A 13,140-nucleotide genomic window follows, 5' to 3' on the forward strand; every position below is an offset into this window, starting at 1 on the left:
CCGTTTCTTCTCGGAACATTGGCCTACCGGCCGATCGCCGGCTTCGGGTAAAGTAACGGGGTAAAGGGTTGATTTGACCCGCACGGCGTCGCCCTGCGGTTAACGCATTTCATAAGGTATCTGGAATAATGAAAAAACTGTTAGTTGCCTGCTGTCTGCTTTCGGGATTCGCTTCTACTTCCGTGCTGGCCGATGCCGCACAGGATCTGCAAAGTCGCCTGGCGAAGGTGAACAGTTTCCACGCCAGCTTCTCACAAACCGTGACCAGCGCCGACGGCGCCGCGGTGCAACAGGGGGAAGGCGAGCTGTGGGTGAAGCGGCCAAACCTGTTCAACTGGCATATGACCTCGCCCGATGAGAGCGTGCTGGTCTCCGATGGCCAGACCCTGTGGTTCTATAACCCATTCGTCGAGCAGGTGACGGCAACCTGGCTGAAGAACGCCACCGGCAATACGCCGTTTATGCTGATCACCCGCAATAATGCCAGCGACTGGAAACAGTACAACGTGAAGCAAAAGGGCGATGATTTCGAGCTGACGCCGAAGTCCGCCAGCGGCAACCTGAAGCAGTTCGCCATCAGCGTAACCAACAGCGGCACCATCCGCAGCTTCGCCGCGGTGGAGCAGGACGGCCAGCGCAGTTCCTACACGCTGAAAAGCCAGCAGAACGTCGCCGCCGATCCGGCCAAATTCAAATTTACCCCGCCGAAGGGGGTGACGCTGGACGACCAGCGCCAGTGAGGTGCAAGTGAGTAATAATCTGTCGCTCGATTTTTCCCAGAACGAGTTCCAGCCGTTGGCCGCGCGTATGCGGCCGACCACGCTGGCGCAGTATATCGGCCAGCAGCACCTGCTGGCCGCCGGCAAGCCGCTGCCGCGTGCCATTGAGGCCGGGCAACTGCACTCGATGATTTTATGGGGGCCGCCGGGCACCGGGAAGACGACGTTGGCAGAGCTGATCGGCCGTTATGGCCAGGCGGATGTCGAACGGATCTCTGCCGTGACCTCCGGCATCAAGGAGATCCGCGAGGCGATTGAGCGGGCGCGGCAAAACCGCGACGCCGGCCGCCGCACCATCCTGTTCGTCGACGAAGTGCACCGCTTTAACAAAAGCCAGCAGGACGCTTTCCTGCCGCATATCGAAGACGGCACCATCACCTTTATCGGCGCCACCACCGAAAACCCGTCGTTCGAACTGAACTCGGCGCTGTTGTCCCGCGCCCGCGTTTACCTGCTGAAGGCGCTGACCGCCGAAGATATCGGCCAGGTGCTGGATCAGGCGATGAGCGACAAGGCGCGCGGCTTTGGCGGCCAGAATATCGAGCTGCCGGCGGAAACGCGCCGCCTGCTGTCGGAGCTGGTGGGCGGCGACGCACGCCGGGCGCTGAACAGCCTGGAAATGATGGCCGACATGGCGGAGTTGGACGCCAAAGGCGTGCGGGTGCTGACGCCGGAGCTGCTGAAAGAGGTGTCGGGCGAGCGCAGCGCGCGCTTCGACAACAAGGGCGACCGTTATTACGATCTGATTTCCGCGCTGCATAAATCGGTGCGCGGCTCGGCGCCGGACGCAGCGCTGTACTGGTATGCGCGCATCATTACCGCCGGCGGCGATCCGCTCTACGTGGCGCGCCGTCTGTTGGCGATTGCCTCTGAAGACGTGGGCAACGCCGATCCGCGCGGCATGCAGGTGGCGATCGCCGCCTGGGATTGCTTCACCCGCGTGGGGCCGGCGGAGGGCGAGCGCGCCATCGCGCAGGCGATCGTCTACCTGGCCTGCGCGCCGAAGAGCAATGCGGTTTACACCGCGTTCAAGGCCGCCATGCGCGACGCCAAAGAGCAGGCCGATTATGACGTGCCGGAGCACCTGCGCAACGCGCCGACCAAGCTGATGAAGGAAATGGGGCTGGGGGCGGAGTACCGCTACGCCCACGACGAACCCAACGCCTACGCCGCCGGCGAGAACTATTTCCCGCCCGAAATGGCCCATACGCGCTACTATCAACCGACCTCGCGCGGGCTGGAAGGGAAAATCGGCGAAAAGTTGGCATGGCTGGCTGAGCAGGATCAAAATAGCCCGACAAAACGCTACCGCTAGCGAGGCCGTTGCGGTAAGGTTAGCGGGTATCACTCTTCTTTTATGCGGCTATAAATCAGCCGCATAGAACAACAACACTTCTTTCAATAACAACAAGCACAGGATTAGCATGCTCGATCCCAATCTGCTGCGTAATGAGCTAGACGCAGTCGCCGTCAAACTGGCTCGCCGAGGCTTTAAACTCGATCTGGATCTGCTGCGTTCGCAGGAAGAACGTCGCAAAGTTCTGCAGGTAGAAACTGAAACGCTGCAAGCGGAACGCAACTCCCGATCGAAATCCATCGGCGCGGCCAAAGCGCGTGGGGAAGACATCGAGCCGCTGCGTCGCGAAGTGAACGAGCTGGGTGACAAGCTGGATGCCGCCAAGGCGGCGCTGGATGCGTTGCAGAGCGAGATCCGCGATTACGCCCTGACGCTGCCTAACCTGCCGGACGACGCCGTGCCGGATGGTAAAGACGACAGCGAAAACCTGGAAGTTGCCCGCTGGGGCGAACCGCGCCAGTACGACTTCGCGGTGCGCGATCATGTCGATCTGGGCGAAATGGCCGGCGGGCTGGATTTTGCCGCCGCGGTTAAGCTGACCGGTTCGCGCTTCGTGGTGATGAAAGGGCAAATCGCCCGCATGCACCGCGCGCTGTCCCAGTTCATGCTGGATCTGCACACCGAGCAGCACGGCTACCTGGAGGCCTACGTGCCTTACCTGGTTAACCACGCCACGCTGTACGGTACCGGCCAGCTGCCGAAGTTCGGCGAAGACCTGTTCCATACCCGTCCGCTGGAAGAAGAAGCCGACAGCAGCAACTACGCGCTGATCCCAACGGCGGAAGTGCCGCTGACCAACCTGGTGCGCGACGAGATCGTGGAAGAGGAAACTCTGCCGCTGAAAATGACCGCACACACGCCATGCTTCCGCGCGGAAGCCGGTTCTTACGGCCGCGACACCCGCGGTTTGATCCGCATGCACCAGTTCGACAAGGTCGAGATGGTGCAGATCGTTCGTCCGGAAGATTCGATGGATGCCCTGGAAGAGCTGACCGGCCACGCGGAAAAAGTGCTGCAGCTGCTGAACCTGCCTTACCGCAAGGTGCTGCTGTGCACCGGCGACATGGGCTTCGGCGCGTGCAAAACTTACGATCTGGAAGTGTGGCTGCCGGCGCAGGATACCTACCGCGAGATCTCGTCCTGCTCCAACATGTGGGACTTCCAGGCGCGTCGCATGCAGGCGCGCTGCCGCAGCAAAGCCGACAAGAAACCGCGTCTGGTTCACACGCTGAACGGCTCCGGCCTGGCGGTTGGCCGTACGCTGGTGGCGGTGCTGGAAAACTACCAGCAGGCCGACGGCCGCATTCAGGTGCCTGAAGTGCTGCGTCCTTATATGGGCGGCCTGGAATATATCGGCTAAACGGCAAACCACGAAAAAAGCGCCTGCGGGCGCTTTTTTATGTCGAGAATTCAGTCTGGCGCCAGCGTATAAGCCTGTTGAAGGTAGTCCGCCAGATGCTTGCTTTTCACCTCGGCGGGCGAGTGGAGCTTGATGTGTCGCCGATACTGGCCGCTGCCTTCGAGCTGGTTATGGCTGTCTGCCAGCCGGTAGCCGTGGCCGAATTCCACCGTGACGTGGTGGCGGTAGGCGAAAACGCCGCAGAAAAATTGGCTATGCGAGAACATGATGCCGCCGTATTTGACCGACTCGGTGACGCCGTTGCCGCTCGCCGCAGCGATTCGCCGCACCTGCTGCACAATGGCCAGCAGGTCACCTTGCGTGCTGCCGATGTCCGCCAGCAGGGCCTCTACCGCCGCATCATTTGCCTGACTCATCTTGCCTCTCTGTCGTCAAATTCGCTCTGCGCTGAGCATAGCGCTTTTTCAGCCGGTTAGCCGGAAACAAATCGTGCGGTGGAACGATAAGAGGCGATTGACTTTTTTATCGCCAGTGGCATGATGCGCGCACTCTCATTGCGCGTTCGGTCACAATTTCACTATGTCCGCATACTCCCGCCCAGTGCTCTTATTGCTCTGCGGCCTCTTGCTGCTCACGGTATCCATTGCCGTTTTGAATACGTTAGTGCCTCTTTGGTTAACCCATGCTCAGCTGTCGACTTGGCAGGTGGGAATGGTCAGCTCCTCTTATTTCAGCGGCAACCTATTGGGCACGCTGGTGGCGGGCAAACTGATCCAGCGCGTCGGCTTTACCCGCAGCTATCATCTTTCTTGTCTGGTGTTCGCCGCCGCGACCGCCGGCATGGTGCTGTCGATCGATTTTTGGAGCTGGCTGGGCTGGCGCTTCTTCGCCGGCGTCGGTTGCGCTTGGATCTGGGTGATCGTGGAGAGCGCGCTGTTGCGCAGCGGCAACCTGAGCAACCGCGGCCAGCTGCTGGCGGCCTATATGATCGTTTATTACCTTGGTACGGTGACCGGCCAATTGCTGTTGAGCATGACCTCGACCGAATTGTTGCACGTGGTGCCGTGGGTGACCGCCATTGTGATCAGCGCCATGCTGCCGATGCTGTTCGCGCGGGTCAACCGCCATGAAGACGAGCCGCAGCAGGCGGCGGTGTGGACCATGCTGAGACGCCGCAGCGCGCGCCTCGGCATCAACGGTTGCATCATTTCCGGCATCGTGCTCGGTTCGCTGTACGGCCTGATGCCGTTGTACCTCTCCCATCAGGGCATGAGCGACGCCAACGTCGGTTACTGGATGGCGCTGCTGGTCAGCTCCGGCATCGTCGGCCAATGGCCGGTCGGGCGCCTGGCCGATCGTTACGGGCGCCTGTTGGTGCTGCGCATTCAGGTGTTTGTGGTGATCCTCGCCAGCGTGGCGATGCTCGGCAACTACGCCATGGCGCCTTCGCTGTTCATCCTCGGCTGCGCCGGCTTTACCCTGTATCCGGTGGCGATGTCCTGGGCCTGCGAGAAGGCGCTGCCGCACGAGTTGGTGGCGATGAACCAGGCGCTGTTGATGAGTTACACCATCGGCAGCCTGCTGGGGCCGTCGATGACGGCGTTACTGATGCAAAACTATTCCGACCGCGTGCTGTTCGTGATGATCGCCGCCGTGGCGCTGGTTTACCTGCTGATGCTGCTGAAGAAACAGAAGCCGGATCACCATCACACGCCGTTCGCCGCCGCCTGAGCATGAAAAAACCGGCCATGAGCCGGTTTTTTCTTTTGGCGTGCGCCAATCAGTAAATCACTTTGTGGCCGTAGCTTTCCAGGATGCCTTTGACGCGATCCATGGTCTCGGCTTTCGGCGGGTGCACGCCGTCCAGCTTGTACTCTTCCCCCATCGCTATCCATTTGTGCTTGCCCAGCTCGTGGTAGGGCAGCAGCTCGATTTTCTCGATGTTGGTCATGTCTTTGGTGAACTCGCCCAGCAGGTGCGCCGACTTATCGTCGTCTGACCAGCCCGGCACCACCACGTAGCGGATCCAGGTGCGCTGGTTGCGTTTCGCCAGGTAGCGGGCGAATTCCAGCGTGCGGTGATTGGAGACGCCGACCAGGTTCTGGTGGATCTCGTCGTTCATCTGTTTCAGATCCAGCATCACCAGATCGGTGGTGTCCAGCAGCTCGTCGATCACCGGATCGTAGCGGCGCACAAAGCCATTGGTGTCCAGGCAGGTATTGATGCCTTCGGCGTGGCAGGCGCGGAACCAGTCGCGCACGAATTCAGCCTGCAGGATCGCCTCGCCGCCGGACGCGGTCACGCCGCCGCCGGAGGCGTTCATGAAGTGGCGGTAGGCCACCGCGTCTTTCATCAGCTCTTCGACGGTCACTTCCTTGCCGCCGTGGGTGTCCCAGGTGTCGCGGTTATGGCAATAGAGGCAGCGCATCAGGCAGCCCTGGAAGAAGACGATAAAGCGGATCCCGGGCCCATCGACGGTGCCGCAGGATTCGAAGGAGTGGATGCGACCAATTGCTGACATTGCGGGGTTTTCTCCAATATTGACTGTCAAACGCAGTCTAAAAATAGGCGCGTGGCCGCCGGCCAGGTATCTGCGATGCAGCAGCGGGTGGAACCGCCACCGGGGTAATGATGCCTGTCGGCCGGTCAGTTGCCGGATAACTGTTTTGCCGGCTATCCATTCAGTATAGATGTCCGGCAAAACAGACTCGTACAGAGTCAGGGGAGAGCGGTGGGAGAAAAGGGCCGGCAAAACCGGCCCCTGCGTTGGTGCCGAGCGGTTTCCCGCCCGGCCGGCGTATTACATCGTTTGAGTGAAGGTACGAGTAATCACGTCTTGCTGTTGCTCTTTGGTCAGCGAGTTGAAGCGCACGGCGTAACCGGAAACGCGGATGGTCAGCTGAGGGTATTTCTCAGGGTTTTCCATCGCGTCCAGCAGCATTTCGCGGTTCATCACGTTGACGTTCAGGTGCTGGCCGCCTTCGATGGAGGCTTCATGGTGGAAGTAACCATCCATCAGGCCCGCCAGGTTGGCTTTACGCACGTCGTCGTCTTTACCCAGCGCGTTAGGCACGATGGAGAAGGTGTAGGAGATCCCGTCTTTCGCGTAGGCAAACGGCAGTTTGGCTACCGAGGTCAGGGAGGCGACTGCACCTTTCTGGTCGCGGCCGTGCATCGGGTTGGCACCTGGGCCGAACGGTGCGCCTGCGCGGCGGCCATCCGGGGTGTTACCGGTTTTCTTACCGTACACCACGTTGGAGGTGATGGTCAGTACGGACTGGGTCGGTACCGCATTGCGATAGGTGCGCAGTTTCTGAATTTTCTTCATGAAACGTTCCACCAGGTCGCAGGCGATGTCATCGACGCGGGCGTCGTTGTTACCGAACTGCGGATACTCGCCTTCCACTTTGAAGTCGATGGCCAGGCCGTCTTCGTCGCGAATGGTGGTGACTTTCGCGTACTTGATGGCAGACAGGGAGTCGGCTGCAACGGACAGGCCGGCGATGCCGCAAGCCATGGTGCGATAAACGTCACGGTCATGCAGCGCCATCAGCGCAGCTTCGTAGCTGTACTTGTCGTGCATGTAGTGAATGATGTTCAGCGCGGTCACGTACTGCTTGGCCAGCCAATCCATAAAGTGGTCCATGCGCGCCATGACTTTGTCATAGTCCAGCACTTCGTCCATCATCGGCGCTTCTTTAGGGCCGACCTGCATTTTCAGTTTTTCGTCAACGCCGCCGTTGATGGCGTACAGCATGGTTTTCGCCAGGTTGGCGCGGGCGCCGAAGAACTGCATTTGTTTGCCGACGATCATCGGGCTGACGCAGCAAGCGATGGCGTAGTCATCGTTGTTGAAGTCAGGGCGCATCAGGTCGTCGTTTTCGTACTGAACGGAAGAGGTGTCGATGGACACTTTCGCCGCGAATTTCTTGAAGTTCAGCGGCAGCTTCTCAGACCACAGGATGGTCATGTTCGGCTCCGGAGACGGCCCCATGGTGTACAGGGTGTTCAGGAAGCGGAAGCTGTTTTTGGTGACCAGAGTACGGCCGTCGACGCCCATACCGGCCAGGGATTCCGTTGCCCAGATTGGGTCGCCGGAGAACAGCTCATCGTACTCAGGGGTACGCAGGAAGCGCACCATACGCAGTTTCATCACCAGGTGGTCGATCAGTTCCTGCGCTTGTTCTTCGGTCAGTTTGCCCGCCTTGATGTCGCGCTCGATGAACACGTCGAGGAAGGTGGACACGCGGCCGAAGGACATGGCTGCGCCATTCTGGGATTTCACCGCGGCCAGGTAGCCGAAGTAGGTCCACTGCACCGCTTCTTGCGCGCTGGTGGCCGGGCCGGAGATGTCGTAGCCGTATTTGGCGGCCATCTCTTTGATCTGAGCCAGAGCGCGGTGCTGTTCAGCGATCTCTTCGCGCAGCTGGATGGTCATTTCCAGATCTTCGCCGTTTTCCAGTTTTTCCTGCAGCGATTTGAACTGGTTCAGCTTGTCGGCCATCAGGAAGTCGATACCGTACAGCGCCACGCGGCGGTAGTCGCCGATGATGCGGCCGCGGCCGTAGGCGTCCGGCAGGCCGGTCAGCACGCCGGATTTACGGCAGTTCAGGATGTCTTTGGTGTAAACGTCGAATACGCCCTGGTTGTGGGTTTTACGGTATTCGGTGAACACTTTTTTCAGCTGCGGATCCAGCTCGCGGCCGTACACTTTGCACGAACCTTCGACCATTTTGATGCCGCCGAACGGGATCAGCGCGCGTTTCAGAGGGGCGTCGGTCTGCAGACCCACGATGGTTTCCAGCTCTTTGGCGATGTAACCCGCGTCGTGAGAAACGATGGTTGAAGCAACGTTGGTGTCGAAATCAACCGGCGCGTGAGTGCGGTTTTCCAGTTTGATCCCTTCCATAACCTTGTCCCACAAGGTGGTGGTGGCCTGAGTTGCCCCAGCCAGGAAGGACTCGTCACCTTCATAAGGCGTGTAGTTTTTCTGGATGAAGTCACGAACGTTGACTTCATTCTGCCAGTCACCCTTGCTGAAACCTTCCCAAGCGTTGGCTAATTTCTCGTTAAGTTCGGTCATTGTACACCTACCTTTGATTGTGGATTTCTAACTCTGCGCGCGGTAACTCACAGCTTAGTGCTGTTCGCGGCCCCCGCGCAGATAAATTACCCAGTAAGTCAACCCAACCAGCAGACCGCCACCGATGATGTTGCCGATGGTGACCGGAATCAGGTTGTCGATGATGAAGTTGCTTACTGTCAGATGAGCGAATTGCTCAGGTACCGCCCCTACGGCTTGCCAGAATTCCGGCGTGGCGAAGTGTTTGACCACGATGCCCATAGGGATCATAAACATGTTGGCGATGCTGTGCTCGAAGCCGCTGGCGACAAACATCCCGACCGGCAACACCATGGCGAGCATCTTGTCGGTCAGGGTGCGGCCGGAGTAGCTCATCCAGACCGCCAGGCAGACCATCAGGTTAGCCAGAATGCCGAGGCACACGGCTTCGATAAAGGTGTGATGCAGCTTGTGGTCTGCGGTTTGCAGGACATTCAGCCCCCACTGGCCATTGGCGACCATATACTCGCCGGAGAACCAGATCAGCGCCACGAAGAACAGCGCGCCGACCAGATTGCCGAGATAAACGTTCAGCCAGTTGGCGCCCAGCTGGCCCCAGCTGATGCGGCCGCTGGCCTTGGCGATGACGATGAGCACGGTAGAGGTGAACAGGTCGGCGCCCGACACCACCACCAGCATTAACCCGAGAGAGAAGCAGATGCCGCCGACCAGTTTCGCCAGCCCGAAAGGCACGCCGGCGGTGCCGGTGGTCGCCGTGATGTAGAAGACGAAGGCGATGGAAATGAAGACACCGGCGGTGATCGCCAAATAAAACGTTTTCAGCGGATGTTTGGTGGCTTTATACACGCCGGCATCTTCAGCGATTTTCGCCGTTGCCGCAGGTAAAATCAGATCGAAGGGGCTGTCAGTTTTCAAACTAACTCTCGCTCTTAAGGGTTAAAACAACGCAATGAGATACTAGCAAAGCAGTATAGGGGAAAATTTGATTTGGATCATAAGGCGGGGAAGTAGAGCGGCAAAATGACGTGTTTTTTGTGTGGTTTTTGTGGTTAATCTATTGATTTTTAAGATAAAACAATTTTTTAATGTTTGCAAATTTTTTTGAATGTGCAGGGTGGGCCGCAGGCGCTAAAGTTAAATTTTTAGGCGTTTTGTCGCCGCGCAGGGCTGAAAGTTTAATTATCGGTTAATTATTATTTCACCGTCCGGCAACAATTGACGGTTTATTTATTTTTATGGTCGTTTAACCGCCTATTTTCCGGCGAAAAAATAAAACCGCATGCGTTGAAATAAACCGCAAAAATGAAAACGCCGCAACGGCGTGCGGCGTTTGGCAGCAGGGGTACTCCCAAAGTGGTAGTGCCCCTGATGACGCTTAGGCCTTAGCCCAGTGGCGGCGTTTGGCCGCCTGCAGCTTCTCGTAGGCCGCCAGCAGCGCCTGATGGGCCGGCAGCGCCTTCAGATCGGCATCGACGGCGAACAGCCCGTTGAAGCGTTCTTCACCGCTGATGGCGGCGGAGGCGGCGTCGACCGCTTCCTGGCCATACATCTTCACGAACGCGGTATAGTATTGCGCCGCTTCGCGTTCAGGCTCCTGCGCCAGCAGCAGCAGCGTTTGCAGGCAGCGGTAGTAGTTGCTGCGCGCCGGGCTCAGCACCGAGGCGTTGAAGTCCTGCGTCCATTCGGTCCAGATCAGCGCCTGATCCAGATCGCCGCCCGCCAGCGCCAGCATCGCCTTCAGCTCGCCCACGCGCAGGGTATGCCAGGCGTTGTCTTTGCCGCTGGCAATGCCCAGCAGTTCGCGTACGCGGGTGAAATCGTCCAGCCCTTCGTCGTCCAGCTGCTCGATCAGCGCCAGGTACTCTTCCGGCTCCCACTCGCTGCCCGGCAGCGCCAGCAGCGTGTCGCGCAGGTGCGCGCCCATGCTGTTGTTGGCCAGCAGCAGGTCTTCAGCCGGATAAATGTCGGACATGCCCGGCACGATGATGCGGCAAGCGTAGACGCCCAGGTGCTCGTAGTCGGCGATGTACACTTCCGCGTCTTCCTTGTCGAAGATGCTCATCAGGGTGGCGAACTCTTCCTGCGTGCTGCCGCTGAAGTTCCAGTCAACGAACGGGTAATCCGCGTCCTGTTTGAACAGATCCCAGGAGATCAGGCCGCTGGAGTCGATGAAGTGCGTTTCCAGGTTGGTGTGTTCCGCCACTTCTTCGTCATCGAAGGTCGGCGCGGTGAACACGTCGAGATCTTTCAGGCTGCGGCCCTGCAGCAGTTCGGTCACCGTGCGCTCCAGCGCCACGCCGAAGTCCGGGTGCGCGCCGAACGAGGCGAAGCAGGTGCCGTTGGTCGGGTTGAACAGCACCACGCAGATCACCGGGTAGTTGCCGCCCAGCGAGGCGTCATAGGAGAGGATCGGGAAACCTTCCTCTTCCAGTTTGGCGATGGCTTCCACCACGCCCGGGTAGCGGTTCAGCACGTCGTCCGGGATCGCCGGCAGGCTGATGGATTCGGCGATGATGCGGTTTTTCACATAGCGCTCGAACACTTCCGACAGGCCCTGCACGCGCGCTTCGTTGGCGGTGTTGCCGGCAGACATGCCGTTGGAAACATACAGGTTGCCGATGATGTTCATCGGGATGTACACGGTTTGCTGATCGGACTGGCGGGTAAACGGCAGCGCGCACACGCCGCGATCGGCGTTGCCGGACTGCAGATCGACCAGATCGCTGGCGCTCAGCTCTTGCTGCGGATCGTAGAAGGCGTGCAGGCGTTCGTCGAGGATGCCGGCCGGCAGCGCGTCGTCTTCAGGGATCGGGAACCATTTCTCATTCGGGTAGTGCACGAAGTCGCCTTCGGCGATCTGCTTGCCCAGATAGAAATCGGCGAAGAAGTAGTTGGTGGACAGGCGCTCGAAATATTCACCCAGCGCGGAGGCCAGCGCGGCTTTTTTGCTGGCGCCTTTGCCGTTGGTGAAGCACAGCGGGCAATCGCGATCGCGAATGTGCACCGACCACACGTGCGGCACCGGGTTCAGCCAGGAGGCTTCTTCGATGTTGAAACCGAGATCGCTCAGTTTCTGCTGGAAACGGGCGATGGAGTCTTCCAGGGCGGCGTCTTTACCGGGGATAAAAGTTTGCGTCATTGTCTTCACTTTTTGCGCGTACTAAAAACGCGCAATGATACGGGGTTTTACGCTGGAGCTCCACGTATTCCTAAAGCGGCGGCAAAGTCACAGTTTTTTTAAGGATAGGCGCCATAATTCAGCGAGTTATCTGTCACGGAGAAATCTAATGAAATCAGTGAAACTCAGCGCGTTAACCCTCTTGTTGACCGGCTTCAGCGCCTCGGCGCTGGCGCTGCCCAACATCACCCTGCTAGCGACCGGCGGCACTATCGCCGGCGGCGGCGATTCGGCGACGAAATCCAACTATACCGCGGGCAAGCTGGGCGTCGAGGCGCTGGTCGATGCGGTGCCGGAGCTGAAGAACGTCGCCAACGTGCAGGGGGAGCAGGTGGTGAACATCGGCTCGCAGGACATGAACGATCAGGTCTGGCTGACGCTGGCGAAGAAAATTGACGCCGACTGCGGCAAGACCGACGGCTTCGTCATCACCCACGGCACCGATACGCTGGAGGAGACGGCCTATTTCCTCGATTTGACGGTGAAATGCGACAAGCCGGTGGTGCTGGTGGGGGCGATGCGGCCGGCGACGGCGATGAGCGCCGACGGCCCGTTCAATCTGTACAACGCGGTGGTGACGGCGGCGGATCCGCAATCGGCCAACCGCGGGGTGCTGGTGGCGATGAACGACACCGTGCTGGATGCGCGCGACGTCACCAAGACCAACACCACCGCCGTGCAGACCTTCCAGTCGCCGAACTACGGCCCGCTGGGGTATATCCACAACGGCAAGATCGATTACCAGCGCTCGCCGCAGCGTAAGCATACCCGGGATACGCCGTTCGACGTCAGCAAGCTGAACGAATTGCCGAAGGTCGGCATCATCTACAACTATGCCAACGCCTCCGATGCGCCGGCCAAGGCGCTGATCGCCGAAGGCTACCAGGGCATCGTCAGCGCCGGGGTCGGCAACGGCAACCTGTATAAAACCGTGTTCGACACCCTGGCGACGGCGGCGCACAATGGTGTGGCGGTGGTGCGCTCATCGCGCGTGCCGACCGGCGCCACCACCGAAGATGCGGAAGTGGACGACGCCAAGTACGGCTTTGTGGCCGCCGGCACGCTGAATCCGCAAAAAGCGCGCATACTGCTGCAGCTGGCGCTGACGCAAACCAAAGACGCGAAGCAGATCCAGCAGATGTTCAATCAGTACTGATCGTTTTCTCTCCTGCGGGAGCCGGCCGGGCTCTCGCAGCCATCTTGGCTGAATACAGCATAAAACACCGCGTTAACCCGCTGAATTTCCCCATGTCACAGGGTTTTATCGTCCAAACAATCGCGACGGCCGCAGAGCCTGTCATCACCCGGCGCGGCCGTTTGCCGCCGACGGGCGAATAAGCGTTGCAGCCATGGGGCGTGAGTGATAAAACCGATGGGTTGGTT

At 59.4% G+C, this 13,140-nt stretch carries 10 protein-coding genes; 5 read left to right on the forward strand and 5 right to left on the reverse strand.

What is annotated here, in order from left to right:
• The first annotated feature begins 128 nt into the window (after positions 1-128).
• From lolA to serS, 3 genes are all read left to right on the forward strand, one after another.
• Positions 129-740: an outer membrane lipoprotein chaperone LolA gene (lolA, locus tag ACJ8PI_RS04225; RefSeq protein ID WP_019454555.1), complete on the forward strand. Its 612-nt coding sequence runs from the start codon at positions 129-131 to the stop codon at positions 738-740.
• Positions 741-807: 67 nt separating this feature from the next.
• A complete protein-coding gene (locus tag ACJ8PI_RS04230; RefSeq protein WP_161764301.1) occupies positions 808-2,094 on the forward strand; it encodes a replication-associated recombination protein A in 1,287 nt (428 codons plus the stop codon).
• A gap of 109 nt (positions 2,095-2,203) precedes the next feature.
• On the forward strand, positions 2,204-3,496 hold the full coding sequence (gene serS / locus ACJ8PI_RS04235; RefSeq protein ID WP_033637847.1) for a serine--tRNA ligase: 1,293 nt from the start codon (positions 2,204-2,206) through the stop codon (positions 3,494-3,496).
• 50 nt (positions 3,497-3,546) lie between these two features.
• Here serS and ACJ8PI_RS04240 read toward each other — a convergent pair whose 3' ends face one another.
• Complete coding sequence (locus ACJ8PI_RS04240; protein WP_060427873.1) at positions 3,547-3,912, reverse strand: DUF1801 domain-containing protein; 366 nt, start codon at positions 3,910-3,912, stop codon at positions 3,547-3,549.
• 163 nt (positions 3,913-4,075) lie between these two features.
• Between ACJ8PI_RS04240 and ACJ8PI_RS04245 the strand changes: the two genes are divergently transcribed.
• Positions 4,076-5,227, forward strand: coding sequence for an MFS transporter (locus ACJ8PI_RS04245; protein ID WP_033637849.1), 1,152 nt, complete (start codon positions 4,076-4,078; stop codon positions 5,225-5,227).
• Positions 5,228-5,276: 49 nt separating this feature from the next.
• Here ACJ8PI_RS04245 and pflA read toward each other — a convergent pair whose 3' ends face one another.
• The 4 genes from pflA to ycaO all read right to left on the reverse strand — a co-directional run bounded on the left by pflA (position 5,277) and on the right by ycaO (position 11,718).
• A complete protein-coding gene (pflA, locus tag ACJ8PI_RS04250; RefSeq protein WP_033637850.1) occupies positions 5,277-6,017 on the reverse strand; it encodes a pyruvate formate lyase 1-activating protein in 741 nt (246 codons plus the stop codon).
• A 279-nt stretch (positions 6,018-6,296) separates the two neighbouring features.
• The gene (gene pflB / locus ACJ8PI_RS04255; RefSeq protein ID WP_004928286.1) at positions 6,297-8,579 is read right to left on the reverse strand and encodes a formate C-acetyltransferase; all 2,283 of its coding nucleotides are present in this window, start codon (positions 8,577-8,579) and stop codon (positions 6,297-6,299) included.
• A 54-nt stretch (positions 8,580-8,633) separates the two neighbouring features.
• Positions 8,634-9,494: a formate transporter FocA gene (gene focA / locus ACJ8PI_RS04260; protein WP_019454548.1), complete on the reverse strand. Its 861-nt coding sequence runs from the start codon at positions 9,492-9,494 to the stop codon at positions 8,634-8,636.
• A 460-nt stretch (positions 9,495-9,954) separates the two neighbouring features.
• A complete protein-coding gene (ycaO, locus tag ACJ8PI_RS04265) occupies positions 9,955-11,718 on the reverse strand; it encodes a 30S ribosomal protein S12 methylthiotransferase accessory factor YcaO (protein WP_164134102.1) in 1,764 nt (587 codons plus the stop codon).
• A gap of 148 nt (positions 11,719-11,866) precedes the next feature.
• Here ycaO and ansB point away from each other — a divergent pair, with 148 nt between their 5' ends.
• Complete coding sequence (gene ansB, locus ACJ8PI_RS04270; protein ID WP_049212662.1) at positions 11,867-12,913, forward strand: L-asparaginase 2; 1,047 nt, start codon at positions 11,867-11,869, stop codon at positions 12,911-12,913.
• The last annotated feature ends 227 nt before the right edge of the window (positions 12,914-13,140 follow it).

The sequence above is a fragment of the Serratia sp. CY82433 genome (genome assembly GCF_052166535.1).
Lineage (GTDB): Bacteria > Pseudomonadota > Gammaproteobacteria > Enterobacterales > Enterobacteriaceae > Serratia > Serratia sarumanii.